Annotated in this window: 25 protein-coding genes; 17 read left to right on the top strand and 8 right to left on the bottom strand. The window is 70.3% G+C overall.

All coding sequences use genetic code 11. The features are described from left to right. The first annotated feature begins 4 nt into the window (after positions 1-4). Entirely contained in the window at positions 5-469 is a 465-nt protein-coding gene (sixA, locus tag LRS14_RS09460; protein ID WP_046111591.1) for a phosphohistidine phosphatase SixA, read from the top strand. A 6-nt stretch (positions 470-475) separates the two neighbouring features. Here sixA and ppx read toward each other — a convergent pair whose 3' ends face one another. Further along, positions 476-1,984 (bottom strand): exopolyphosphatase, encoded by a 1,509-nt coding sequence (gene ppx, locus LRS14_RS09455; protein WP_257799374.1) that lies wholly within the window; start codon positions 1,982-1,984, stop codon positions 476-478. A gap of 117 nt (positions 1,985-2,101) precedes the next feature. Between ppx and LRS14_RS09450 the strand changes: the two genes are divergently transcribed. Next, the gene (locus LRS14_RS09450; protein ID WP_046111592.1) at positions 2,102-2,878 is read left to right on the top strand and encodes a ZIP family metal transporter; all 777 of its coding nucleotides are present in this window, start codon (positions 2,102-2,104) and stop codon (positions 2,876-2,878) included. Between the two features lie 30 nt (positions 2,879-2,908). Here LRS14_RS09450 and LRS14_RS09445 read toward each other — a convergent pair whose 3' ends face one another. The 4 genes from LRS14_RS09445 to LRS14_RS09430 form a co-directional block, all read right to left on the bottom strand. Next, entirely contained in the window at positions 2,909-3,343 is a 435-nt protein-coding gene (locus tag LRS14_RS09445; protein WP_046111593.1) for a universal stress protein, read from the bottom strand. A 91-nt stretch (positions 3,344-3,434) separates the two neighbouring features. After that, positions 3,435-4,298 carry a sulfurtransferase gene (locus LRS14_RS09440; RefSeq protein ID WP_257799373.1) on the bottom strand — a complete coding sequence of 288 codons (864 nt, stop codon included), beginning with the start codon at positions 4,296-4,298 and terminating at the stop codon, positions 3,435-3,437. After that, entirely contained in the window at positions 4,295-5,206 is a 912-nt protein-coding gene (locus tag LRS14_RS09435; RefSeq protein ID WP_257799372.1) for a DMT family transporter, read from the bottom strand. Before LRS14_RS09435 ends, LRS14_RS09440 begins: the two co-directional genes overlap by 4 nt. 27 nt (positions 5,207-5,233) lie before the next feature. Then, positions 5,234-6,346, bottom strand: a complete 1,113-nt coding sequence (locus tag LRS14_RS09430) for an aromatic ring-hydroxylating dioxygenase subunit alpha (RefSeq protein WP_046111843.1) — start codon at positions 6,344-6,346, stop codon at positions 5,234-5,236. A gap of 223 nt (positions 6,347-6,569) precedes the next feature. Between LRS14_RS09430 and xseB the strand changes: the two genes are divergently transcribed. Genes xseB through LRS14_RS09410 form a run of 4 tightly spaced genes read left to right on the top strand, consistent with a single transcriptional unit; the run spans position 6,570 to position 10,219 of the window. Beyond that, positions 6,570-6,812, top strand: a complete 243-nt coding sequence (gene xseB, locus LRS14_RS09425; RefSeq protein WP_046111595.1) for an exodeoxyribonuclease VII small subunit — start codon at positions 6,570-6,572, stop codon at positions 6,810-6,812. Positions 6,813-6,846: 34 nt separating this feature from the next. Beyond that, positions 6,847-7,734, top strand: coding sequence for a polyprenyl synthetase family protein (locus tag LRS14_RS09420; RefSeq protein WP_046111596.1), 888 nt, complete (start codon positions 6,847-6,849; stop codon positions 7,732-7,734). 22 nt (positions 7,735-7,756) lie between these two features. Further along, the gene (gene dxs, locus LRS14_RS09415) at positions 7,757-9,652 is read left to right on the top strand and encodes a 1-deoxy-D-xylulose-5-phosphate synthase (protein WP_046111597.1); all 1,896 of its coding nucleotides are present in this window, start codon (positions 7,757-7,759) and stop codon (positions 9,650-9,652) included. A gap of 6 nt (positions 9,653-9,658) precedes the next feature. Continuing rightward, positions 9,659-10,219, top strand: coding sequence for a nucleoside deaminase (locus LRS14_RS09410; protein WP_257799371.1), 561 nt, complete (start codon positions 9,659-9,661; stop codon positions 10,217-10,219). A 40-nt stretch (positions 10,220-10,259) separates the two neighbouring features. On the opposite strand, the gene LRS14_RS09405 is transcribed toward LRS14_RS09410, so the two are convergent. Further along, positions 10,260-10,694, bottom strand: coding sequence for a DUF1841 family protein (locus tag LRS14_RS09405; protein ID WP_257799370.1), 435 nt, complete (start codon positions 10,692-10,694; stop codon positions 10,260-10,262). A gap of 137 nt (positions 10,695-10,831) precedes the next feature. Here LRS14_RS09405 and LRS14_RS09400 point away from each other — a divergent pair, with 137 nt between their 5' ends. Then, on the top strand, positions 10,832-12,565 hold the full coding sequence (locus tag LRS14_RS09400) for a GMC family oxidoreductase (protein ID WP_257799369.1): 1,734 nt from the start codon (positions 10,832-10,834) through the stop codon (positions 12,563-12,565). After that, on the top strand, positions 12,562-13,305 hold the full coding sequence (locus LRS14_RS09395; RefSeq protein ID WP_310740816.1) for a sulfite exporter TauE/SafE family protein: 744 nt from the start codon (positions 12,562-12,564) through the stop codon (positions 13,303-13,305). Before LRS14_RS09400 ends, LRS14_RS09395 begins: the two co-directional genes overlap by 4 nt. A gap of 18 nt (positions 13,306-13,323) precedes the next feature. Here LRS14_RS09395 and kefC read toward each other — a convergent pair whose 3' ends face one another. Then, the gene (gene kefC / locus LRS14_RS09390; RefSeq protein ID WP_257800444.1) at positions 13,324-15,186 is read right to left on the bottom strand and encodes a glutathione-regulated potassium-efflux system protein KefC; all 1,863 of its coding nucleotides are present in this window, start codon (positions 15,184-15,186) and stop codon (positions 13,324-13,326) included. 2 nt (positions 15,187-15,188) lie between these two features. Beyond that, positions 15,189-15,797, bottom strand: coding sequence for an NAD(P)H-dependent oxidoreductase (locus LRS14_RS09385; RefSeq protein WP_052736080.1), 609 nt, complete (start codon positions 15,795-15,797; stop codon positions 15,189-15,191). Between the two features lie 57 nt (positions 15,798-15,854). On the opposite strand from LRS14_RS09385, the gene LRS14_RS09380 reads away from it, so the two are divergent. From LRS14_RS09380 to glcF, 9 genes are all read left to right on the top strand, one after another. After that, positions 15,855-16,481: an AAA family ATPase gene (locus LRS14_RS09380; protein ID WP_257799368.1), complete on the top strand. Its 627-nt coding sequence runs from the start codon at positions 15,855-15,857 to the stop codon at positions 16,479-16,481. Next, positions 16,478-16,930 (top strand): MaoC family dehydratase, encoded by a 453-nt coding sequence (locus LRS14_RS09375; protein ID WP_257799367.1) that lies wholly within the window; start codon positions 16,478-16,480, stop codon positions 16,928-16,930. Before LRS14_RS09380 ends, LRS14_RS09375 begins: the two co-directional genes overlap by 4 nt. A 10-nt stretch (positions 16,931-16,940) precedes the next feature. Next, on the top strand, positions 16,941-17,795 hold the full coding sequence (locus LRS14_RS09370; RefSeq protein WP_257799366.1) for an alpha/beta fold hydrolase: 855 nt from the start codon (positions 16,941-16,943) through the stop codon (positions 17,793-17,795). Between the two features lie 6 nt (positions 17,796-17,801). Continuing rightward, entirely contained in the window at positions 17,802-18,683 is an 882-nt protein-coding gene (locus LRS14_RS09365; RefSeq protein WP_046111607.1) for a LysR substrate-binding domain-containing protein, read from the top strand. A gap of 189 nt (positions 18,684-18,872) precedes the next feature. Continuing rightward, entirely contained in the window at positions 18,873-20,534 is a 1,662-nt protein-coding gene (locus tag LRS14_RS09360; protein ID WP_257799365.1) for an L-lactate permease, read from the top strand. Between the two features lie 22 nt (positions 20,535-20,556). After that, positions 20,557-21,726 (top strand): alpha-hydroxy acid oxidase, encoded by a 1,170-nt coding sequence (locus tag LRS14_RS09355; RefSeq protein WP_257799364.1) that lies wholly within the window; start codon positions 20,557-20,559, stop codon positions 21,724-21,726. Between the two features lie 31 nt (positions 21,727-21,757). Further along, complete coding sequence (locus tag LRS14_RS09350; RefSeq protein ID WP_046111610.1) at positions 21,758-23,227, top strand: FAD-linked oxidase C-terminal domain-containing protein; 1,470 nt, start codon at positions 21,758-21,760, stop codon at positions 23,225-23,227. A gap of 2 nt (positions 23,228-23,229) precedes the next feature. Beyond that, positions 23,230-24,369, top strand: coding sequence for a glycolate oxidase subunit GlcE (gene glcE / locus LRS14_RS09345; protein ID WP_257799363.1), 1,140 nt, complete (start codon positions 23,230-23,232; stop codon positions 24,367-24,369). 5 nt (positions 24,370-24,374) lie between these two features. Then, a complete protein-coding gene (glcF, locus tag LRS14_RS09340) occupies positions 24,375-25,607 on the top strand; it encodes a glycolate oxidase subunit GlcF (RefSeq protein ID WP_046111612.1) in 1,233 nt (410 codons plus the stop codon). Positions 25,608-25,641 lie beyond the last annotated feature (34 nt).

The following is a 25,641-nucleotide window of genomic DNA, read 5'->3' as shown; positions in this document are numbered from 1 at the left end:
GACGATGGACCTGATCCTGTGGCGCCATGCCGATGCGCTGGAGATGCGCGAGCTGGACGACGACATGGCCCGCAGCCTGACGCCCAAGGGCGAACGGCAGGCGGCGCGCGTGGCCAGCTGGCTCAACCAGGTGCTGCCCGACAGCACCCGCATCCTGGCCAGCCCGGCCCGGCGCACGCAGCAGACGGCGCAGGCGCTGGAGCGCAAGTTCAAGACGGCGCCGGGCCTGGCGCCCGATGGCACGGTGGAATCGCTGCTGGCCGAGGCCCGCTGGCCCGACTCACGCCATCCGGTGCTGGTGGTGGGCCACCAGCCCACCCTGGGGCTGACGGCTTCCTACCTGTTGACCGGCGGCACGGTGCAGCCCTGGAGCATCAAGAAGGCCGGCGTGTGGTGGCTGCGCCTGCGCGATCGCAACGGCACGCCCGAGGTCGTGCTGGCCTGCGTGCGCGGGCCCGAGCACCTGTAGGCCGCTTCAGCCCGCCGCCACCCGCAGCTCCATCGCGCCGTTGCGCTGCCAGGCGGCGGCTTCTTCCTGCAGCAGGTACAGCGTGCGCGGATTGCCGCGGGCCCAGTCCTCCGGCAGCAGCACGGTGGCACCGTTGCCCTGGCGCTGCACGTCGATTGCATGACCCGGGAAGGCGCCGCGGGCATGGCATTCGATGGCCGCCAGCCGCAGCGCGATCACCTGCCAGGCAAAGCCTTCGTTGCCCAGCGCCGCCTCGATCTTGCGCAGCCCGCCACGCTGGCCCAGCACCAGGTCGGCCAGGCGCCGCTGCTGGTTCTGCGAGAAGCCCGGCGCATCCACATGGCTCAGCAGGTAGCAGCTGTGGCGGTGGTGGTCGTGGTGGGAGACCATCATGCCCACCTCGTGCAGGTCGCAGGCCCATCCCAGCTCGCGCACCGCCTCCGGCTCGGCCTGCGGCGCCAGTTGTCTATACAAGGCCAGGGCCACCACGCGCACCCGCTGGGCCTGCGCCACGTCGACATGGAAGCGCTGCTGCAGCTCGCGCACCGAGCCGTCGCGCACGTCGCCGCCCAGGCTCTCGCGCGGGGCATGCACCCGGTCGTACAGGTCGATGATGACGCCCTGGCGCAGCGCGCCGCGGGCAGGCTGCAGGCTCTCGATGCGGAAGTGCGCGGCCAGCGTGTACAGGATGGCCAGCCCGCCGGCGATCACCGCGCGACGGTCTTCCTTCAGGCCGGGCAGGTCCAGCTTGTCGATGTGGCCGGCGGCGATGCACTTCTGGATCAGCCAGCGCAGTCCCTTGGGCGTGATGCTGCCGTCGGTGATGCGGCTGGCCGCCAGCAGCTGCGACACCGCGCCCGCGGTGCCGGAGGAGCCCAGCGCGTCGGTCCAGCGGCGCGGTGCAAAGGCTTCCAGCGCTTCCTCGAACTCGGCGCCGGCGGCGATCTGCGCGGCGCGGAAGCCGGCCTCGGTCAGCCGGCCGTCCGGAAAATGCCGCATCGACAGGCTGACGCTGCCCACGCGGAAGGATTCGGCCGTGGTGGCCAGGCGGCCGGTGCCCAGGATCATCTCGGTGGAGCGGCCGCCGATGTCGATCACCAGCCGCGGCGCATCGCCCGGCTGCAGGTGGGCCACGCCGGAATAGATCAGGCGGGCTTCCTCGCGGCCGGAGATCACCTCGATGGGCTTGCCCAGCGCCTGCTGCGCACGCGCGAGGAAGGCATCGCGGTTGCGGGCCTCGCGCAGCGTCTGCGTGGCCACCGCGCGCACCTGCGCCACGCTGAAGCCTTCCAGCCGACGGGCGAAGCGCTCCAGGCAGGCCAGGCCGCGCTGCGCGGCGGGCTCGGTGAGCAGGCCATCCTCGTCGAGGCCGGCGCCCAGGCGCACGGTTTCCTTCAGGTAGTCGATGCGGCGATAGCGGCCGTGCTGCATCTGGCCGATCTCCAGCCGGAAGCTGTTCGAGCCCATGTCGATGGCGGCAAGAGGGCCCGAGGTCAGGGTGCGCTGTGAGTCCATGCGGGCATTGTGGCCGCTGCCCGCGGCCGGCCCGTGGCGCAAACGCATCGCCGGGTGGTGGCGTGCGCGCTCCTAGAATGCCGCTCCCCTTCAAGCGCCCGCCCCGCACCGCCTTCCATGACCCTGCTGTACATCGTCCTGGCCACGCTGGCCGGCGGCCTGCTGTCGGTGGCGATCGCAGCCAGTCTCACGGTGCATCTGCTCGGCCGGGTGGTCAAGAGCCTGGTGAGCCTGTCGGCCGGCGTGCTGCTGTCCACCGCGCTGCTGAACATGCTGCCCGAGGCCTTCGAGGGCGATGCCGATGCGCATGCGCTGTTCGCCACGCTGCTGGGCGGGCTGCTGTTCTTCTTCCTGCTGGAGAAGGTGGAGCTGTACCGCCACACCCATCACCATGAAGGCGATGGCCACCACCATCACCACCACTTCGATGCCGAGCAGGCGGGCAGCGGCGGCTGGAGCGTGCTGCTGGGCGACAGCATCCACAACTTCTGCGACGGCGTGATCATCGCCGCCGCCTTCCTGACCGACGCGAAGCTGGGCGCGGTGACGGCGCTGGCCATCATCGCGCACGAGATCCCGCAGGAGGTGGGGGACTACATCGTGCTGCTGAACGCCGGGCTGTCGCGCACGCGGGCCCTGGTCTACAACGCGCTGTCGGGCGGCGCCGCGGTGGTGGGCGGCGTGGTGGGCTACTTCGTCGTGGGGCCGTGGGAAGCGCTGTTCCCGTACCTGCTGGTGGTGGCCGCCAGCAGCTTCATCTACGTGGCGGTGGCCGACCTGATCCCGCAGATGCAGCGCCGCCTGTCCCTGCGCGACACGCTGCTGCAGGTGGGCTGGCTGGCGGCCGGCCTGGGCATCGTGCTGGCGGCCATGACGGCCCTGCACCAGCACTGAAGCGCGGGCGGCCGGCCGCCCGCGCCGCGCTCACTTGACGATCAGCACCGGCAGCTTGGTGTGGATCAGCACCCGCTGCGTCTCGCTGCCCAGCAGCAGGGCGGCCATGCCGCGCCGGCCGTGCGAGGCCATCACCACCAGGTCGGCGCCTTCCTTGGCGGCCACGTCGAGGATGGCTTCCCAGGGGTGCAGCGCCTCCACCGTGCTGCCGGTGCAGGCCAGGCCGGCCGCCGTGGCCCGGTCCACCACCGCCTTCACGCGGCCGGCGGCGATGCGCTCCTGCGCATCGAAGAACTCCTGCGGTGGCACCGGTTGCATCTCGGAGATGGCGCTGTACGGGAACGGCTCCTTCACGCTGACGGTGGTGAGCCGCGCGCCCAGCGTGCGGGCCAGGTCGATCGCCGTGTCCACCGCCTTGGCGGTGATGTCGGAACCATCGGTCGGAACCAGGATGTGCTTGAACATCGCGTACTCCTTGGTGAGAGGTCCTGTGGCACACGCAAGCGTGCCGCAGTCCGACTGTTCCGCCAATCGGCACCAGCCCTTTTGACCTGGATCACGAACCCGTGGCCACCGGCCGCGCGGCGTCGGCCGACCATTCGCTCCAGGAGCCGGGGTACAGCGTGGCATCGCCCAGGCCGGCATGCGCCAGGGCCAGCAGGTTGTGGCAGGCGGTGACGCCGGAGCCGCACTGCTGCACCACCTGCTGCGTCGCGGCGCCGCCTAGCAGCGCCTGCCATTCGGCGCGCAGCACCTCGGCCGGCTTGAAGCGGCCGTCCGCGCCCAGGTTGTCCTTGAAGAAGCGGTTGCGCGCGCCGGGGATGTGGCCGGCCTTGGCATCCAGCGGTTCCACCTCTCCACGGAAGCGCTCGGCCGCGCGGGCGTCGAACAGCCGCACCTGGCCCAGCCCGCGCAGCAGCGTCGGCGCGTCGATGGTGGGCAGGGCCGGCTGGGCGCTGGCGGGGTAGGGCGGCTGCGCCTGGGCCTGCGAGGGGGCATCGGTCAGGCTGCCGCCGGCGGCCTGCCAGGCGGCCGGACCGCCGTCCAGCACCGCCACTTCCGCATGGCCCAGCCAGCGCAGCAGCCACCAGGCGCGGGCGGCATAGGGGCCGCCTTGCGCGTCGTAGGCCACCACCGGCACGCCGGGGCGGATGCCCCAGCGGCCGACGGTGGCGGCCAGCGCCTCCCGCGTGGGCAGCGGATGGCGGCCGCCTTGCGCCGGGCCGGCCGACTTGTCGCCGGACAGGTCGCGGTCCAGGTGGGCATACAGCGCGCCGGGCAGGTGGCCGGCGGCATGCGCCCGCTCGCCGGCGCTGGCGTCGGTGAGGTCGAAGCCGCAATCCAGCAGCACGACGGGTTGGCCGGAGGACAGCAGTTCGCGCAGCGCGGGCGCGGAGATCAGCGGGCGGGGCAGGTTCATGTTTCGACCGAGTTGTTGGACACGGCGGGCGCCTGGCGCGCCCGCAGCAGCGTGGCGCCGAGGCCGGCGCCCACGATCAGCAGCATGCCTGCAAGCGCCATCCAGGTCACGGGGTCGTCGAACAGCAGCACGCCATAGCCGAAGGCGAAGGCGATGCCCAGGTATTGCAGGCTGGCGTTGGTCAGCGCATGGCCGATCGAGTAGGCGCGGGTCATCATCATCTGCGCGCTGGTGGCCAGCAGGCCGGTGGCCAGCAGCAGCGCCGCGCCCTGCCAGGTATGGCCGTGCACGCCGTTGACCACCATGGTGCCCAGGCCCACGGTGCAGCTGCCCAGCGAGAAGTAGAAGACCACGCGGTATTCCGGCTCGCCGATGCGGCCCAGGGCGGTGACCTGCAGGTAGGCCATCGCGGCCAGCATGCCCGACAGCAGCCCCGCCACGCCGTACCAGAGCTGGTGGCTGTCCATCGTGGGCCGCAGCACCAGCGCCACGCCCAGGAAGCCCAGCACGATGGTGACGACCAGCCGGCCGTCGATGCCGTGGCCGGCACTGCCGTTGCCCTGGTTGAAGCTGACCAGCACCGCACCGCCGATGAGGAACATCGCCATCCAGATGGATGACATGTAGTTCAGCGTCATGGCGGTGGCCAGCGGAAGGTTGCCCAGCGCATAGAACCACAGCACCAGCGAGGCCACGCCCACCACGCTGCGCCACAGGTGCATCATCGGCACCGGCGTGCGCAGGGTGCCGCCGCGCGCGCGGGCCACGCCGGCGATGAAGAGGGCACCGATCAGGCCCCGGTAGAAGACGATCTCGCCGGCGGGGTAGTACGCGGAAGCGAGCTTCACGCACACGCCCATGGAGGCGAACAGGAACGCGGCGGCAACCATCAACAACGGGGCGGACATCATCCGCCCCATTGTGGCAAGCGCTTGCTACCTGAGCATCTGCATCGAGGCGCGGTACCACTCGTGGAAGTGCTTCATGCCGTCTTCCATCGGGCTCTGGTAAGGGCCGTACTCGTCGTCGCCGCGCTCGAACAGCGCCTTGCGGCCGGCGTCCATGCGCAGCGCGATCTCGTCATCCTCCACGCAGGTCTCCATGTAGGCGGCCTGCTGGGCTTCGACGAACTCGCGCTCGAAGGCAACGATTTCCTCGGGGTAGTAGAACTCCACCACGTTGGTGGTCTTCTGCGGACCCTTGGGGTACAGCGTGCTCACCACCAGCACATGCGGATACCACTCGACCATGATGTTCGGGTAGTACGTGAGCCAGATGGCGCCATGCGGCGGCGTCTGCCCGCCGTTGAAGTTGCGCACGGCGTCGTGCCAGCGGCGGTAGATGGCCGAGCCCGGCTTTTCCAGCGCCTTGTGCACGCCCACCGTCTGCACCGAGTGGTGGCGGCCGAACTCCCAGCGCAGGTCGTCGCAGGTGACGAAGCTGCCCAGACCAGGATGGAACGGGCCGACGTGGTAGTCCTCCAGGTAGACCTCGATGAAGGTCTTCCAGTTGTAGTCGCACTCGTGCAGGTGCACCTTGTCGAGCACGTAGCCGCTGAAGTCCAGCGCCGCCCGCGGGCCCAGCTGGCCCAGGTCGGTGGCGATGTCCCGGCCGTTGTCCTCGAACAACATGCCGTTCCACTCGCGCAGGCGGTAGTTGTTCAGGTGCAGGCAGGGGTCCTGCGGGAAGTGCGGCGCGCCCACCAGCTGCCCGTGCAGGTCGTAGGTCCAGCGGTGCAGCGGGCACACGATGTGGCTGCGGGTGTGGCCGCGGCCACGCAGCATCACCGCCTGCCGGTGGCGGCAGACGTTGGAGACCAGCTCGATGCCGTCGCGGGTGTGCACCAAGGCCCGGCCTTCGCCTTCCTGGGGCAGCGCGTAGTAGTCCCCCACCTCGGGCACGGCCAGCGTGTGCCCGAGGTACCGGGGTCCATGCTGGAAGATGAGTTCCTGTTCCCTGCGGAACCGGTCCTCGTTGAAGTAGGTGTCAACCGACAGCTGGGTGCGGTTGCGTTCGAGCGCGGCAAGCTTGATGCTCAGGTCGGACATGATCCCCAGGATCTCCAAAAACCAATGTCAACCCCCGCCAGACTGAGGGCGGGTTTGAAGAGCGCGGGATTGTACCCAGGGGGGTCGACCGTGGGCGCGCGGGGGCAACGGGGCGAAACAAGCGGCGTCAATCCGTCAAGGATGGGAGTCGAACCCAGATGGGGGGTGCTGGGCTGACTACAATCGCTGCCCTGACTTTTCACAAGACGAGATGGCCAGTCGAATGAATGCGAAGCCCGAGGCGGCCGACGCCGAGCTGCCAGCGCTTCGCTACGAGGACGCGCTGGCCGAGCTCGAACAATTGGTGCAGACGATGGAAAGCGGCCAGTTGCCGCTGGACCGCCTGCTCGAAAGCTACAAGCGTGGTGCCGACCTGCTGAGCCTGTGCCGTTCGCGGCTGCAGGCGGTCGAGGAGCAGGTCAAGGTGCTGGAAGACGGCCAGCTCAAGCCCTGGACCAACGCCTGACGGCGGCTCCGGCATGCACAGCGTGGGAGACACGATGAAGGTGGACGATTTCGACGTCTGGACACGCGCCGAACTGGAAGCGGTCGAAGCGGCGCTGGACGCCTGGGTGCCGGCGGATGCGCCGGCCGGCGTGGGCCTGGCGATGCGCTACGGCGTGCTGGACGGCGGCAAGCGCCTGCGTCCGCTGCTGGTGCTGGCCGCCTGCGAGGCGGTGGGCGGAAACCGGGAGGCGGCGATGCGCGCGGCCTGCGCGGTGGAGCTGATCCACGCCTATTCGCTGGTGCACGACGACATGCCCTGCATGGACAACGACGTGCTGCGCCGCGGCAAGCCCACGGTGCACGTGCAGTTCGGCGAGGCGCAGGCCATGCTGGCCGGCGACGCGATGCAGGCGCTGGCCTTCGAGGTGCTCACGCCCGATGCCGGCGTGGAGCCCGCGCTGCAGGCGCGGCTGTGCTCGCTGCTGGCGCGTGCCGCCGGCCATGCCGGCATGGCCGGCGGCCAGGCCATCGACCTGGCCAGCATCGGCAAGCCGCTGGACGAGGCCGCCCTGCGCGACATGCACCGCCGCAAGACCGGCGCCCTGCTGCAGGCCAGCGTGCTGATGGGCGCCGCCTGCGGCCGCATCACGCCCGAGGCCTGGGCCGCGCTGTCCGATTACGGCTCCGCCATCGGCCTGGCCTTCCAGGTGGTCGATGACATCCTCGACGTGACGCAGGAATCCGAGACGCTGGGCAAGACCGCCGGCAAGGACCTGCACCACAACAAGCCCACCTATGTGTCCGTGCTCGGCCTGGATGCCGCACGCCGCCATGCCGACGAACTGCGCGACCAGGCCCATGCGGCCCTGAAGCGCAGCGGCCTGGCCGATGCGCTGCGCCTTGCGATCCTGGCCGACAAGGTCGTCGAGCGCCACAGCTGACGCCAGGCCGCCCCACCATGCGATGACCACTACGCTGCTCCAAACCATCGAAAGCCCGGCCGACCTGCGCCGGTTGCCCCGCACCAGCCTGCACACGCTGGCCCGAGAACTGCGCGAGTGCGTGCTGCAGAACGTGAGCAGCACCGGCGGCCACCTGTCGAGCAACCTCGGCACCGTGGAGCTCACCATCGCGCTGCACTACGTCTTCAACACGCCGAACGACCGGCTGGTGTGGGACGTGGGCCACCAGACCTACCCGCACAAGATCCTCACCGGCCGGCGCGACCGCATGAGCACGCTGCGGCAGCTGGGCGGCATCAGCGGCTTTCCGCGGCGCGACGAGAGCGAGTACGACAACTTCGGCACCGCGCACTCGTCCACCTCCATCTCGGCCGCGCTGGGCATGGCCATGGCCGCCAAGCTCAAGGGCGAAGACCGCAAGGCGGTGGCGGTGATCGGCGACGGCGCGATGACCGCCGGCATGGCCTTCGAGGCGCTGAACAACGCGGGCGTGGCCCATGCCGGCATGCTGGCCGACATGCTGGTGGTGCTGAACGACAACGACATGTCGATCAGCCCGCCGGTGGGCGCGCTCAACAAGTACCTGGCGCGGCTGATGAGCGGCAAGTTCTACAGCGCCGCGCGCGAAGGCGCCAAGAGCGTGCTGAAGAACGCGCCCAGCCTGTTCGAGCTGGCCCGTCGCTTCGAGGAACATGCCAAGGGCATGGTGGTGCCCGGCACCATCTTCGAGGAATTCGGCTTCACCTACGTCGGCCCGATCGACGGCCACGACCTGGACGCGCTGATCCCCACGCTGGAGAACCTGCGCGACAAGAAGGGCCCGCAGTTCCTGCACGTGGTGACCAAGAAGGGCTATGGCTACAAGCTGGCCGAGGCCGACCCGATCCTGTACCACGGCCCCGGCAAGTTCGATCCCGCCAAGGGCCTGCCCAAGCCGGGCGCGCCGGCCAAGCCGTCGTTCATGCACATCTTCGGCCAGTGGCTGTGCGACATGGCCGCGGCCGACCAGCGGCTGGTGGCCATCACGCCGGCCATGCTCGAGGGCTCGGGCATGGTGGAGTTCCAGAAGCGCTTCCCGCAGCGCTGCCATGACGTGGGCATCGCCGAGCAGCATGCGGTGACCTTTGCGGCCGGCCTGGCCTGCGAGGGGCTGAAGCCGGTGGTGGCGATCTATTCCACCTTCCTGCAGCGGGCCTACGACCAGCTGATCCACGACGTCGCGATCCAGAACCTGCCGGTGGTGTTCGCGCTCGACCGCGCCGGCCTGGTGGGCGCCGACGGTGCCACCCATGCGGGCGCCTACGACATCGCCTTCCTGCGCTGCATCCCGAACATGGCGGTGCTGACGCCGGCCGACGAGAACGAATGCCGCAAGGCACTCACCACGGCCTTCCGCCGCGACCACCCGGTGGCCGTGCGCTACCCGCGCGGCACCGGTGCCGGCGTGGCGACGGACGCCGGCCTGCCCGACTTCGAATGGGGCAAGGGCGAGGTTCGCCGCACCGGCCAGCGCATCGCGATCCTGGCCTTCGGCACGCTGCTCTACCCGGCCCTGGCGGCCGCCGAGAAGCTGGACGCCACCGTGGCCAACATGCGCTTCGCCAAGCCGCTGGACACCGCGCTGGTGGCCGAACTGGCCCGCACGCACGATGCCATCGTCACCGTGGAAGACGGCTGCGTGATGGGCGGCGCCGGCTCCGCGGTGATGGAAGCGCTACAGGCTGCGGGCCTGTCCAATCCGGTGCTGTCGCTGGGCCTGCCCGACGACTTCATCGAGCATGGCGACCCGGCCAAGCTGATGGCGATGATCGGCCTGGACGCGGCCGGCATCGAGCAGTCCATCCGCAAGCGCTTCGGCGGCAAGCCCGCGCTGGTGGTGGCCGCCTCGGCCGGCTGACGCGGCGTGCGCAGTACCCCGCTTCCGCCCCAGGGCCTTCCGCCTCAAGGACTGCGGCCCACGCAGGCGCAGATCCTCAAGCACCTGCGCCGCTCCAACGAAGTGGCGCAGCGGGCGGTGGCCCTGGGCCATCACCCGTTCGGCGCGGTGCTGGTGGGCCCGGACCAGGAAACCGTGCTGCTGGAGCAGTGCAACATCGACACGGTCAACCACGCCGAGAGCACGCTGGCCCGCGTGGCGGCCACCAACTTCACGCCCGAGTTCCTGTGGGGCTGCACGCTGTACACCGCGGTGGAGCCCTGCTGCATGTGCGCGGGCACGGCCTACTGGGCCAACATCGGCCGCATCGTCTTCGGCATGACCGAGGAACAGCTGCTGGAGGCCACCGGCAGCCACGAAGAAAACCCGACGATGAGCCTGCCCTCGCGCTACGTGTTCGACCACTGCCAGAAGCCGGTGGACCTGATCGGCCCGGTGCCCGAGATCGCCGCCGAGACGGTGGCGATGCAGCAGGCGTTCTGGGCCCAGCGGAAGACCCGCCCGCCGGGCCGCCCCAAGGGCGGGTGATCCCCTTGGGGGGCGCGAGCGCAGCGAGCTTGGGGGCCGGCTAACGGCGTGTGGCGCGCCGGCGCACGCACTCCAGGTAGCCCTGGCCGTCGGGCGGCAGGCCGCTGCGCTGGGAGGCCCAGATCATCTCGCCCAGGCATTCCATCATCTGGTGCTGCGCCTCGTGTACCGAGCCCAGCTTGGCCGCCAGCAGCCCGAAGGCCTGCTTGATGCCGGTGGGCTGGTCGATGGCCACCTGCTCGCTGATCGACAGGTGCATGCTCAGGTGCAGGAAGGGATTGGTGCGGCCCTCTTCCACCGTGTAGCTGGCGGCCAGCGCGGCTTCCAGGTCCGACAGGTCGCCGTGGTACTCGGGATGCTCGTCGATCCAGGGCGCGGCCACCGCCTCCATCGGCACCAGCGGCATGCCCTCGCGCTGCTTGCGCAGCACCTCGCAGAAGAAGCGGCGGACGTCGTGTTGGCTGGGCTGGAACATAGGCTGGATTGTCGCGCGCGGGGACGGCCCGGGTGGCCGTGGTGGCTTGCGGCCGCGTCGTCCGCCCGCCAGCGCCTAACATGCACCCGCCGGGCTCGCTGCGCCGGGCAGTACAAGAACAGCGGAGACGACAGGCCATGCCCGAGGCACTCTACGACCACGTCATCGTCGGCGGCGGCACCGCCGGCTGCCTGCTGGCCAACCGGCTCAGCGCCGATCCGCAGCGGCGGGTGCTGCTGCTGGAGGCCGGGCCGGCCGACAACTACCACTGGATCCACATCCCGGTGGGCTACCTCTACTGCATCGGCAACCCACGCACCGACTGGCTCTACCAGACCGATGCCGACGCCGGCCTCAACGGCCGCCAGCTGCGCTACCCGCGGGGCCGCACGCTGGGCGGCTGCAGCAGCATCAACGGCATGATCTACATGCGCGGCCAGTCGCGCGACTACGACGGCTGGGCCGCCGCCACCGGCAGCGATGCCTGGGCCTGGCGCAACACGCTGCCCTACTTCCTGCTGCACGAGGACCACCATGGTGGCGCCGACGCGCTGCACGGCGCCGCGGGCACGATGCCGGCGGTGCTGCGCGGCCAGGCGCAAGGCGCGCGCGACGATGCCTACCTGCAGTCGCTGCGCGCGCGTGGCGCCGGCGGCGAATGGCGGGTGGAGCGGCAGCGGCTGCGCTGGGACATCCTCGACGCATTCGCCCGCGCGGCGGAGCAGGCCGGCATCGCGCCCACGCCCGACTTCAACCGCGGCAGCAACGAAGGCGTGGGCTACTTCGAGGTGAACCAGCGCGCCGGCTGGCGCTGGAACACCGCCAAGGCCTTCCTGCGGCCGGCGAAGGAGCGGCCCAACCTGTCCATACAAGTGGGTGCGCAGGTGCAGCGCCTGGTGCTGCAGGCCGATGGCGACGGCACCATGCGCTGCACAGGCCTGAGGTTCTGGAACGGGCGCGAATCGGTGACGGTGAAGGCCCGGCACGAGGTGATCCTCAGCGCCGGCAGCATCGGCACGCCGCAGATCCTGCAGCTCTCGGGCATCGGCCCGGGCGCGTGGCTGGCCCAGCATGGCGTGAACGTGCTGCATGAGCTGCCCGGCGTGGGCGAGAACCTGCAGGACCACCTGCAGATCCGCGCGGTGTTCAAGGTGCAGAAGGTGAGCACGCTCAACGTGCTGGCCAACAGCCTGCTGGGCAAGGCGCGCATCGGGCTGGAGTACGCGGTCAACCGCAGCGGGCCGATGAGCATGGCGCCCAGCCAGCTCGGCGCCTTCGCCCGCAGCGATCCGCAGCGCGAGTGGCCCAACCTGCAGTACCACGTGCAGCCGCTGAGCCTGGATGCCTTCGGCGAGCCGCTGCATGGCTTTCCGGCCTTCACCGCCAGCGTCTGCAACCTCAATCCCACCAGCCGCGGCCGGGTGCGCATCCGCGGCCCGCGCTTCGACGAGGCGCCGTCCATCGCGCCCAACTACCTCAGCACCGAGGAGGACCGGCAGGTGGCCGCGCAGTCCTTGCGGCTCACGCGCCGCATCGTCGCGCAGCCGGCGATGGCGCCCTACCAGCCGCAGGAGTGGAAGCCCGGCACGCAGTACCAGACCGACGAGGAACTGGCGCGGCTGGCCGGCGACATCGCCACCACCATCTTCCACCCGGTGGGCACCACGAGGATGGGCCGCGACGACGACCCGATGGCGGTGGTGGACGCCCGCTTGCGCGTGCGCGGCGTGCGCGGCCTGCGCGTGGTGGACGCGGGCGTGATGCCCACCATCACCAGCGGCAACACCAACTCGCCCACGCTGATGATCGCGGAGCGGGCGGCGCAGTGGATTGCCGAAGAAGCCGTGCGGCACGAGACCCTGACGACGTGATCACCGATCCCTGGTTCTATGCCGTGGCCGTGCCCGCGGTGCTGTTGATGGGCCTGAGCAAGACCGGCTTTGGCGCCGGCTTCGGTGCGCTGGCGGTGCCGCTGATGGCGCTGGCCGTGCCGGTGCCGCAGGCCGCGGCCATCATGCTGCCGCTGCTGGCCATCATGGACGGGCTGGGGCTGGCCGCCTTCATCAAGGAGTTCGACCGCAAGCTGATCAGGCTCATCCTGCCGGCCGGCCTGCTCGGCACGGTGATCGGCACGCTGCTGTTCGGCGTGCTGCCGGCCAAGGTGGTGGCCGGCGTGGTGGGCGCCATCACGCTGCTGTTCCTGGCGATACGCACGGCCTTTCCGCCGCGGGCCGACGCGCCGCCGCCGCCGCGCTGGCTGGGCTTCGGGCTGGCCACCGTCTCGGGCTTCACCAGCTTCGTGGCGCATGCGGGCGGGCCGCCGATCAGCTTCTACATGCTGCCGCTGCGGCTGGAGCCGGTGCGCTTCACCGCGACGATGGCGGTCTTCTTCGCGGCGGTGAATGCCTCGAAGTGGATCCCCTATGCCTGGCTGGGCCTGATCGACCTGGGCAACCTGGCCACCTCGGCGGCGCTGGCCCCGCTGGCCCCGGTGGGCGTCTGGGCCGGCGTCAAGCTGGTGCGGCGGGTGTCGCCGCAGCTCTTCTACCGGCTGTTCGCCATCGGCATGCTGCTGACGGGCAGCAAGCTGCTGTGGGACGGGCTTCGGTAGCCGGCCCGGCCGGGCGTTTCAGCCCGGGGGCGGCTCGGTGTCGCCGTCGCGGTCGGTGTACCAGCCCCCATGCCCGCGCGTCTGGGCGGCCTGCTCCCGCTCGCGCGCCCACAGCTCCATCAGCTGCTGCCGGCCCTGCTTGGTGATGGCGATGAGCTTGGCCTCGTCGCGGAAGTGCGGGACCATGCGCTCCAGCAGGGCCACGTTGTGCCGGCGGAACAGCATCGCGCGCTGGCGGGCGGCATGCGGCTGCCATCCCATTGCTTCCAGCGCACTGCGGCCGCTCATCAGCGCGGCGTCCAGCGTCTCGCGTTCGATCAGGGTCACGCCGCGGTCGCGCAGGCCGTAGTAGTGCGTCACGTTGCGGGCGCGGGCCACGATGGTGAGCTGCGGGAAGTGCTGCCGTACCAGGTCCACCAGCTTCAGGCTCTGGTCCACGTCGTCCAGCGCGATGACGATGACCCGGGCATCGGCCGCGCCGGCGATGCGCAGCAGGTCCAGCCGCGTGGCATCGCCATAGAAGGCCGGCACGCCGAAGCGGCGCACGGTGTCGATGGCGTCGGCATCATGGTCCAGCACGGTGGAGGGGATGCCGTTGGCCAGCAGCAGCCGGCCGACGATCTGCCCGTAGCGGCCGAAGCCCGCGATGATGACCGGCGCATGCTGCGGCTCCTTGAGCTCGCTGGCGGCATCGGCCGGCTGGCGCGGGTTCTGGCGCGCCAGCCGTGGCACCAGCCAGCGGTCGGACAGCACCAGCAGCACCGGCGACAGCAGCATCGACAGTGCCACCACCGCGGCCAGCAGCGACGACTGCGCGGCGGTGATGACGCCGGCCTGCTGCGCCGTCTGGAACACCACGAAGCCGAACTCGCCGCCCTGGGCCAGCAGGATGACGAACACCGGCCGCTCGGCCAGCGGAATCGGCATCCAGCGGGCCATGGCCACCAGCACCACGATCTTCAGCAGCAGGAAGCCCAGCACGATGGCCGCGATGAGGCCGGGCGAATCCAGCAGCACGCGGAAGTCGATGGTCATGCCCACCGCGATGAAGAACAGGCCCAGCAGCAGGCCCTTGAAGGGCTCGATGTCGGTTTCCAGCTCGCGGCGGTATTCGCTCTCGGCCAGCAGCACGCCGGCGAGGAAGGCGCCCAGCGCCATCGACAGGCCCACCGCCTGCATCAGCGCGGCGATGGCCACCACCAGCAGCAGCGCGGCGGCGGTGAAGATCTCCGGCGTGCGGCTGCCGGCGATCCAGCGCAGCGCCGGCCGCAGCAGCAGCCGGCCGCCCAGCACGATGGCGGCGATCACGCCCACGATCTTGGCCGCCTCCAGCCAGCCGTTGTCGTGCTGCGCCGCGTCGCCGAAGGCCAGCAGCGGCACCAGCGCCAGGATGGGGATGGCCGCGATGTCCTGCAGCAGCGCCACGCTGAGCACGCTGCGGCCGGCGCTGGTGCCCATCAGGTTGCGCTCGGCCAGCACGCCCAGGCCGATCGCGGTGGATGACAGCGCCAGGCCGAGCCCGCCCACCAGGGCCAGCCGCCAGTCCACGCCCGCGGCCACCGCCACGCCCATGAGGGCGGCGGTGGAGCCGAAGGTCTGCACGCTGCCCCAGCCGAAGATGGGCTGGCGCATGGCCCACAGGCGGCGCGGCTCCAGCTCCAGGCCCACCAGGAACAGCATCAGCACCACGCCGAACTCGGCGAAGTGCAGCATGGCCTGCGGATCGCTCACCAGCCCGGCGCCCGAAGGCCCGATGACGATGCCCGCCGCCAGGTAGCCGACGATGGAGCCCAGGCCCACGGCCCGCGCCAGCGGCACCGCGATCACCGCCGCGGCCAGGTAGACGAGCGTGGTGCCCAGCCAGGTGCTGCCGTGTTCCATGCTCATTCAGCCGCGGGGCGGTCGCTGCTGGCCACGGGAATGGTGTGCTCCTCGGTCGGCGACAGGTGCAGCGTCCAGTCCGGGTAGGTGGCCAGTTTCTTCACATAGGCGGCGGAGAAGGCCTGCAGTTCGGCCTCGGTGGCGCGCTGGGCGCTGTGCAGCACCTTGGGCGGCAGGAAGCGCATGCCGCACAGCTCGGCGGTCTGTCGGTAGGGCGGCATGAAGTCGTCGAAGGGATGGCGGTTGTAGCCGGCCTCGCTGTACGCATGCACGCTGCCGCCGGTGGAGGTGACCAGCCACAGGTCCTTGTCACGCAGGTGGGTGCCACCGGGCCCGTAGGCCCAGCCGAAGGACAGCACCTCGTCCACCCACAGCTTCATCAGCGCCGGCATGCCGTACCAGTGCATCGGGTGCTGCCACACCACCAGGCGGGCGTCGGCCAGCGCGGCCTGCTCGGCCGGCACGTCGATCAGGTAATCGGGGTACAGCGCATACAGGTCGCGCACCTCGATGTCGGCCGGGCCAGGGGCCCGCAGCGCCTGCAGCAGGCCGCGATGCACGCGCGAATGTTCAAGGTGGGGATGCGCCAGCAGGACGAGGGTGGAGGCCAAGGCAGGGACAGCAGGGGAGTCTTCGATACCATAACCTCAAAACGTGAGGAGTTGACGATGCCGGTGGTCGTGGTCGCGAATCCCAAGGGTGGTGCCGGCAAGAGCACCGTGGCCACCAACATCGCAGGCTGGATGGCGCGCCAGGGCCATGCGGTGATGCTGGGCGACGTGGACCGACAGCAGTCGTCCCGCCACTGGCTGGGCCTGCGGCCACCGCAGCTGCCGGCCATCCGCGGCTGGGAGGTGCAGCGCGACCACATCGTCAAGCCGCCCAAGGGCACCACGCACGTGGTGCTGGACACGCCGGCCGGCCTGCGTGGCAGGCGGCTGGACGAGGTGATGAAGATCGCCGACCTGGTGCTGGTGCCGCTGCAGCCCAGCCTGTTCGACATCCACGCCACCTATGCCTTCATCCAGGAGCTGCAGCAGCACAAGCGCAGCGACCGGGTGCAGCTGGGCATCGTGGCCAACCGCGTGCGCGAGCACACGCTGGCGGCCGAGCAGCTGCGGCACTTCCTCGACGAGCTGGGCGTGCCGGTGGTGGCCCAGCTGCGCGACACCCAGAACTACGTGCAGCTGGCGGCCCATGGGCTGACGCTGTGGGACGTGGCCCCGAGCCGCGTGGAACGCGACCTGCCCCAGTGGCAGCCGCTGACGGAATGGATCGAGCAGGCAAGAGCATGAAAAAGAGTTACCGCTTCGACGAGCTGCCCGCCTTGGTGGGCCAGGTGCTGGGCACCAGCGACTGGATCACCGTGGACCAGCGCCGCATCGACCTGTTTGCCGAGGCCACAGAAGACCGCCAGTGGATCCACGTCGATCCGCAGCGTGCGGCCGAAGGCCCGTTCAAGACCACCATCGCGCATGGCTTCCTCACGCTGAGCCTGCTGCCGGAGTTCGGCGCCACCGCCTTCGAGCTGACCGGCGCGCGCATGGGCGTCAACTACGGCCTGAACCGCGTGCGCTTCACCTCGCCGGTGCCGGTGGACAGCCGGCTGCGCGGCCACTTCAAGCTGCTGGCCTGCGATGCGATCGAAGGCGGCGTGCAGATCACCTGCGAGGTGACGGTGGAGCGCGAGGGCACGCCCAAGCCTGTCTGCATCGCCGAGTCCTTGGGCCGGCGCTTCGCTTGACAGGCTCCTGATGCGCATCACCATCGAGCCCGGCGTCCGCCTCTTCGTCGACATCGAAGGCCCCGGCCTGGTGCCCGATGGCGCAGGCTGGCGCGAGAAGCCCACGCTCATCCTGCTGCACGGCGGTCCGGGCTTCGACCATGCCAGCTTCAAGCCGCTGTTCTCGCAGCTGGCCGACGTGGCGCAGATCGTCTACTACGACCACCGGGGCCATGGCCGCAGCGATGCCCGGCCGCTGGACGAATGCACGCTGGACATCCTGGCCGACGACATCGTGCGGCTGTGCGACGCGCTGGGCATCGACAAGCCCATCGTGCTCGGCCAGTCGTTCGGCGGCTTCGTGGCGCAGCGCTACATCGCGCGGCATCCGGCGCATCCGCTGCGGGTGGTGCTGTCCAGCACATCGCCGCACCTGGGGCTGGCGCGCAAGCTGGCGATGTTCGAGCGGCTGGGCGGCGAGCCCGCGCGCACGGCGGCCGAGGCCTTCTGGCAGCGGCCCGGCGCCGACACCTGGGCCGTGTACGACCGCCTGTGCATGCCGCTGTACAACACCCGCCCGCCGGCCGATCCGCAGGCGCGCGAGCGCGGCCGCTTCACGCCGGAGATCCTCTTCCACTGGGCGGCTGGCGAGCAGCAACGGATGGACCTGCTGCCCGGCCTGGCCCGGGCGCAGTGCCCGGTGCTGGTGCTGGCCGGCGAGCAGGACCCGGTGTGCCCGTTGGCCGATGCGCAGGACATCGCCGCGGCGCTGCCGCTGCGGTGGTCGCGCTTCGCCAGCCTCGCCGATGCCGGCCACGGCACCTGGCGCGACCAGCCCGAAGCCGCGATGGCGAGGCTGCGCGAGTTCATCGTCGACGGCGTCTAGCCGCACATGGCCACCGCCCGCATCCCGCCGATCAACTGCCTGCTGAGCTTCGAAGCACTGGCGCGGCTGCGCAGCGTGAGCCAGGCGGCCGACGAACTCAGCGTGACGCCGAGCGCGGTGAGCCACCGCATCCGCCAGCTGGAATCGCAGCTGGCCCTCAAGCTGTTCGAGCGCGGCGACTTCAGCCTGACGGCCGACGGCACCGCCTACCTGGGCCAGGTGCGCTCGGCGCTGAAGCTGCTGGCGCAGCCGCCCGAGGCGCTGCGCTCGCCGGGCATGACGCAGCTGCGGCTGGCCGTCACGCCCACCTTCTCGCGGCAAATCCTGCTGCCCAAGCTGGCGCTGTTCCGGCATGCCTACCCGGACGTCGAGCTGATCCTGCAGGTGTCGATCCCGCTGCTCAACATCACCGCCGAAAGCGCCGACCTGGAACTGCGCTACGGCCACGGCGCCTATCCCGGCTTCGAGAGCAAGCGGGTGCTCAGCGACGAGGTGTTCCCGGTGTGCAGCCCGGAGTACCTGCATGAGTTCGGCCCGTTCGACGGCTTCGACACCGCCGAGCGGGTGGGTCGTGCGCGGCTGATCCGCAGCCCGCTGGAGCCGTGGCGCACCTGGTTCGACGCCTGCGGCATCCACCTGCCCGAGCCGCGCGAAGGCTCCCAGTTCAACGACGTGGGCCTGATGCTGGACGCCGCGGTGGCCGGCTTCGGCGTGGCCCTGTCGCGCAGCAAGCTGGGCATGGCCTGGGTCGACTCGGGCCGCCTGGTGCGACTGTCGCAGCGCAGCGTGCCTTCACCGCACCACCACTTCATCTGCTGGAAGCCGGGCACGCTGGAGCGCTGGGAATGCGCGGCCTTCGTCGACTGGCTGGACGAAGCCCTGCGCTGACCGTGGTGCGGCGCGGCCGGCGCCTCAGGGTTTGTCCTGAGCCGTGAAAAAGCTTCACGCGCGCAGCCAAGAACTTTCAAGAGCGGCGCAGGCGCGCACCCTAGAGTGCGCCCCGCGGTGCCCCCGCGTGATGCGGGGTGGCCAGCAGTTCAACCACCCCTACAAGAACGTCACGCGAGGAGCTTCATCTTGGTCTGGCAACAGGTATACGACCCCTTCGGGAACATGCTGATCTCCACCCTGCTGGGAGCCATCCCGGTGGTGGTGATGCTGGTGGGCCTCGGCTTCCTGCACATGAAGGCGCACATCGCGGCCGGTGCCGGCCTGGTGGCCGCGCTGGTGATCGCGGTCTTCGCCTACGGCATGCCGGCCGAGATGGCCGGCCGCGCGGCGATGCTGGGCGGCTTCACCGGCCTGCTGCCCATCGGCTGGATCGTGCTGAACATCATCTTCCTGCACCAGCTGACCGAGAAGCACGGCTCTTTCAAGGTGCTGCAGGATTCCATCGCGGGCATCACGCAGGACCGCCGGCTGCAGCTGCTGCTGATCGCCTTCGCCTTCGGTGCCTTCTTCGAGGGCGCGGCGGGCTTCGGCACGCCGGTGGCGGTGACGGCCGCGATCCTGATCGGCCTGGGCTTCTCGCCGCTGGCGGCGTCGGGCCTGAGCCTGATCGCCAACACCGCGCCGGTGGCCTTCGGCGCGCTGGGCACGCCGGTGATCACGCTGGCCAACGTGCACGGCTACGACCTGATGGAAGTCACCAAGATGATCGGCCGCCAGCTGCCGTTCTTCTCGCTGCTGGTGCCGTTCTGGCTGATCTGGGCCTTCGCCGGCCGCAAGGCGATGTGGGAAGTGTGGCCCGCCATCCTGGTGACGGGCGGCTCCTTCGCCATCGCGCAGTTCCTGGTCAGCAACTACATCGGCCCCGAGCTGGTGGACATCATCGCGGCCATCGCGTCGATGGCAGCCCTGGTGGGCTTCCTGCGCGTGTGGCAGCCGAAGAAGATCTGGACGAGTACCTCGCTGAAGGGCCATGAGGCCGGCAGCGGCCCGGCCGTGGCGCCCGGCGCCATCACCCGTCACTCGCGCGAGGCGGTGATCCAGGCCTGGACGCCGTGGGTCATCCTCACCGTGTTCGTGTTCATCTGGGGCCTGCCCTCGGTGAAGAAGTTCCTCAACGGCATCTTCGCGCCGGCCTTCCCCATCGAGGGCCTGCACAGGCTGGTGCAGAAGATGCCGCCGGTGGTGCCGGCGCCCACGGCCGAGTCCGCCATCTACACGCTCAATTTGCTGTCGGCCACCGGCACCGGCATCCTGCTGGCGGCCATCGTCGGCGGCCTGGTGATGAAGTTCAACCTGGTGCAGCTGGTGTCGCAGTTCTTCCGCACGCTGTGGCTGGTGCGCTTCTCGCTGCTGACCATCGTGCTGATGCTGGCGCTGGGCACGCTCACCCGCTTCTCGGGCACCGACACCACGCTGGGCCTGGCCTTCGCCAACACCGGTGTGTTCTATCCGTTCTTCGGCACGCTGATGGGCTGGATCGGCGTGGCGCTGACCGGCTCCGACACCGCTTCCAACGTGCTGTTCGGCGGCATGCAGAAGGTGGCGGCCGAGCAGCTGGGCCTGTCGGCCAACCTGATGGGCGCGGCCAACAGCTCCGGCGGCGTGATGGGCAAGATGATCGACGCCCAGTCCATCGTGGTGGCCTCCACCGCCACGCGCTGGTTCAACCATGAAGGCGACATCCTGCGCTACGTGTTCTTCCACTCGATCGCGCTGGCCTGCCTGGTGGGTATCCTCGTCACGCTGCAGGCCTACGTGTATCCGTTCACGCTGATGGTCGTGCACTGACAAGAGCAGGAGACGAGAGCCCATGCCCGTGATCACCAACATCGAGGACCTGCGGGTGCTGGCCGAACGGCGCGTGCCCCGCATGTTCTACGACTACGCCGATTCCGGCGCGTGGACCGAGAGCACCTACCGCGCCAACGAGAGCGACTTCCAGCGCCTGAAGCTGCGCCAGCGCGTGGCGGTGAACATGGAGAACCGCAGCACCGCCACCACCATGGTGGGCGTGCAGGCGCGCATGCCGGTGGCCATCGCGCCGGTGGGCCTGACCGGCATGCAGCATGCGGACGGCGAGATCCATGCGGCGCGGGCGGCGCTGAAGTTCGGCATCCCGTTCACGCTGTCCACCATGAGCATCTGCTCCATCGAGGACATCGCCGCGGCCACGCAGCAGCCCTTCTGGTTCCAGCTGTACATGATGCGCGACCGCGATGCGATGGCCCGCATGATCGACCGCTGCAAGGCCGCCCACTGCAGCGCGCTGGTGCTCACGCTGGACCTGCAGGTCATCGGCCAGCGGCACAAGGACATCAAGAACGGCCTGACCGCGCCGCCCAAGCCCACGCTGCGCAACATCGCCAACCTGATGACCAAGCCGCGCTGGTGCCTGGGCATGGCCGGCACGCGGCGCCGCAGCTTCGGCAACCTGGTGGGCCATGTGAAGGGCGTCAGCGACATGAGCTCGCTGGCCGCCTGGACCAACGAGCAGTTCGATCCGCGCCTGTCCTGGCCCGACATCGAGTGGGTCAAGAAGCAGTGGGGCGGCAAGCTCATCCTCAAGGGCATCATGGAAGTGGAGGATGCGCGGCTGGCCGCCGACGTGGGCGCCGATGCCATCGTGGTGAGCAACCATGGCGGCCGCCAGCTCGACGGCGCGCCCTCGACCATCACCGCGCTGCCGCCCATCGTGGAAGCCGTGGGCCACCGCACCGAGGTGTGGATGGACGGCGGCATCCGCAGCGGGCAGGACGTGCTCAAGGCCTGGGCCCTGGGCGCCCGCGGCACGATGATCGGCCGCGCGATGGTCTACGGCCTGGGTGCGATGGGCGAGGCGGGCGTGACCCGCGCGCTGCAGATCATCCACAAGGAGCTGGACGTGACCATGGCCTTCTGCGGCCACACCAACATCCAGAACGTGGATTCGCGCATCCTGCTGTCGCCCGAGCGCACGGGCGATGCACGCTATTTCGCCTGAACCTTCGTCACAAGCACGCCAAGGGGCCGCCATGACCGACCGAGCCGCACGCCAGGCCGAAGTGATCCGCGCGCTGCAGCAGGTGCTGCCGCCGCATGCGCTGCTGTGGCGCGGCGAGGACACGGTGCCCTATGAGTGCGATGGCCTCACGGCCTACCGCGAGCAGCCGCTGGTGGTGGTGCTGCCCGAGACCGAGGCGCAGGTCAGCGGCGTGCTCAAGGCCTGCCATGCGCTGGGCGTGCCGGTGGTGGCGCGCGGCGCCGGCACCGGCCTGTCGGGCGGGGCCATGCCGCACAAGCTGGGCGTGACGCTGTCGCTGGCCAAGTTCAACAAGATCCTGAAGGTGGATGCGTACGCGCGCACGGCCGTCGTGCAGTGCGGCGTGCGCAACCTGGCCATCAGCGAGGCCGCGGCGCCCTACGGCCTGTACTACGCCCCCGACCCCAGCAGCCAGATCGCCTGCACCATCGGCGGCAATGTGGCCGAGAACTCCGGCGGCGTGCATTGCCTGAAGTACGGCCTTACGGTGCACAACGTGCTGAAGGTGCGCGGCTTCACCGTGGAGGGCGAGGCGGTGGAATTCGGCGCCGACGCGCTGGACGCCGCCGGGCTGGACCTGCTGGCGGTGATGGTGGGCAGCGAGGGCATGCTGGCCGTGGCCATCGAGGTGACCGTGCGGCTGGTGCCCAAGCCGCAGCTGGCGCGCTGCATCATGGCCAGCTTCGACGACGTGCGGAAGGCGGGCGACGCGGTGGCCGCCATCATCGCCGCCGGCATCATCCCGGCCGGCCTGGAGATGATGGACAAGCCGATGACCGCCGCGGTGGAAGACTTCGTGCGGGCCGGCTACGACCTGGACGCGGCCGCCATCCTGCTGTGCGAGAGCGACGGCACGCCGGAGGAGGTGGCCGAGGAGATCGAGCACATGCAGGCGGTGCTGCAGGGCTGCGGCGCCACCCGCATGGAAGTGAGCGAGAACGAGGCCCAGCGGCTGAAGTTCTGGAGCGGCCGCAAGAACGCCTTCCCGGCCTCGGGGCGCATCAGCCCCGACTACATGTGCATGGACTCCACCATCCCGCGCAAGCGGCTGGCCGACATCCTGCTGGCCATCGCCGAGATGGAGAAGAAGTACGGCCTGCGCTGCTGCAACGTGTTCCATGCGGGTGACGGCAACCTGCATCCGCTGATCCTGTTCGATGCCAACGACCCGGACGAGATGCACCGCTGCGAGCTGTTCGGTGCCGACATCCTGGAGACCAGCGTGCGCATGGGCGGCACCGTCAGCGGCGAGCATGGCGTGGGCGTGGAGAAGCTGGGCTCGATGTGCGTGCAGTTCACGCCTGCCGAGAACGCCCAGATGATGGCGCTGAAGGCGGCCTTCGATCCCACCGGCATCCTCAATCCCGGCAAGGTGATCCCCACGCTGCAGCGCTGTGCCGAGGGCGGCAAGATGCATGTGAAGAAGGGTCTGCTGCCGTTTCCCGAGCTGCCGAGGTTCTAGCCATGAACGCCGACTCGACCCTGCAAGTGGAAACCGCGGCCGACCCCGTGCTGGCCCGCCTGGTGGACCAGGTACGCGGTGCCGATGCCACCACGCCGCTGTGCATCCGCGGCGCCAACACGAAGCACTTCTACGGCGAGGCCGCCACGGGCGATCCGCTGGAGGTGTCGGCCCTGGCCGGCATCAGCAGCTACGAGCCGACCGAGCTGGTGGTCACCGCCCGCGCCGGCACGCCGCTGGCCGAGCTGGAAGCCGTGCTGGCCGAGAAGGGGCAATGCCTGCCCTTCGAGCCGCCGCGCTTTGCCAGTGCGGCGCACGGCGCGCCGCGGGGTGGCACCGTGGGCGGCATGGTGGCCGCCGGCCTGGCCGGCCCCGCGCGTGCGGCGGTGGGCGGCGTGCGCGACTACGTGCTGGGCGCCACGCTGCTCAACGGCCGCGGCGAGCTGCTGAGCTTCGGCGGCCAGGTGATGAAGAACGTGGCGGGCTATGACGTCTCACGCCTGCTGGCCGGCTCCATGGGCATCCTGGGCGTGATCTGCGAGGTCTCGCTCAAGGTGCTGCCGGTGCCGCCGGCGCAGGCCACGCTGGCCTTTGCGCTGGACCAGGCCGAGGCCCTCCGCCGCCTGAACGACTGGGGCGGGCAGCCGCTGCCCATCAACGCCAGCGCCTGGCGCGACGGCCGGCTGTACCTGCGGCTGCGCGGCGCACGCGCCGCAGTGGCCGATGCGCAGCGCCGGCTGGGTGGCGAGCTGGTGCAGCCCGAGGTGGCCGAGCCGCTGTGGCTGGGCCTGCGCGATCACACCGGCACCTTCCACACGCGCGCGCTGGCGGCGGTGGAGGGCGGCCAGCAGCTCTGGCGGCTGTCGCTGCCGTCCACCGCGGCGCCGCTGCCGCTGGCCGGCGAGGTGCTGCTGGAGCACGGCGGCGCGCAGCGCTGGCTGGTGGGCCATCTCCCCGCGGCCGAGGTGCGCGCCGCCGCGGCCCAGGCCGGCGGCCATGCCACCTTGTTTCGCTCGCTCGACAAGTCGCCCGGCGTCTTCGCGCCGCTGGCCCCGCCGCTGGACAGGCTGCACCGGCAGCTCAAGCAGGCCTTCGATCCGCGCGGTGTGTTCAACCGCGGCAGGCTCTATCCCGGACTCTGATTGCCATGCAGACCACGCTGTCACCCGAATTCAAGGGCACGCCCGAAGGCGAGGAGGCCGAGGCCATCCTGCGCAAGTGCGTGCACTGCGGCTTCTGCACCGCCACCTGCCCCACCTACCAGCTGCTGGGCGACGAGCTGGACGGCCCGCGCGGCCGCATCTACCTGATGAAGCAGGTGTTCGAAGGCGCCGAGCCCACGCGCGCCACGCAGATCCACCTCGACCGCTGCCTGACCTGCCGCAACTGCGAGACCACCTGCCCTTCGGGCGTGCAGTACGGCCACCTGGTGGACATCGGCCGCAAGGTGGTGGAAGAACGGGTGCAGCGCCCCGCCGGCGAGCGTGCGGTGCGCTGGCTGCTGAAGGAAGGCCTGACCTCGCCGCTGTTCAAGCCGGCGATGAAGCTGGGCCAGATGGTGCGGCCGATGCTGCCCGGCGTGCTGAAGGACAAGGTGCCCGAGCGCCAGCCACCGCGCGCCCACGAGTGGCCGAAGCGCGAGCATGCGCGCAAGGTGCTGGTGCTGGCCGGCTGCGTGCAGCCGTCGATGGCGCCCAACATCAATGCCGCCACCGCCCGCGTGCTGGACGCGGCCGGCATCCAGGCCGTGGTGGCGCCCTCGGCCGGCTGCTGCGGCGCCATCAAGACCCACCTGAACGACCAGGAAGGCGGGCATGAGCACATGCGCCGCAACATCGACGCCTGGTGGCCGATGCTGTCGGGCGGCCAGGTGGAGGGCATCGTCATCAATGCCTCCGGCTGCAGCGTGACGGTCAAGGAATACGGCCATGCGCTGCGCACCGACCCGCGTTACGCGGCCAAGGCCGCCAAGGTGTCCGCGATGACGCGCGACCTGAGCGAGCTGCTGCCCGAGCTGGCGCCGTCGCTGGCCGGCAAGCTGCGTGGGGGCGGGCCGAAGAACGTGGTGTTCCATCCGCCCTGCACGCTGCAGCACGGCCAGCAGGTGCGCGGACCGGTGGAAACCGGGCTGGCGGCGCTGGGCTTCGAGGTGACGCTGGCCGCGCGCGAAAGCCACCTGTGCTGCGGCTCGGCCGGCACCTATTCGGTGCTGCAGCCCGAGCTGTCGCACACCCTGCGCGACCGCAAGCTGGCCAACCTGGAGGCCACCCGGCCGGAGGTCATCGTGTCGGCCAACGTGGGATGCATCCAGCAGCTGCAGTCGGGGACGCAAACCCCGGTAAGGCACTGGGTGGAACTGGTGGACGAAGCCCTCGCATAGCCGCGCTACCATGGCCCCCAAGCCCTTCAAAGGG

Origin of the sequence: Aquincola sp. J276, from assembly GCF_024700035.1 — a bacterium.
Lineage (GTDB): Bacteria > Pseudomonadota > Gammaproteobacteria > Burkholderiales > Burkholderiaceae_C > Aquincola > Aquincola tertiaricarbonis.
The sequence above is the reverse complement of the archived record's forward strand: the minus strand, read 5'-3'. Positions and strand labels throughout refer to the sequence as shown.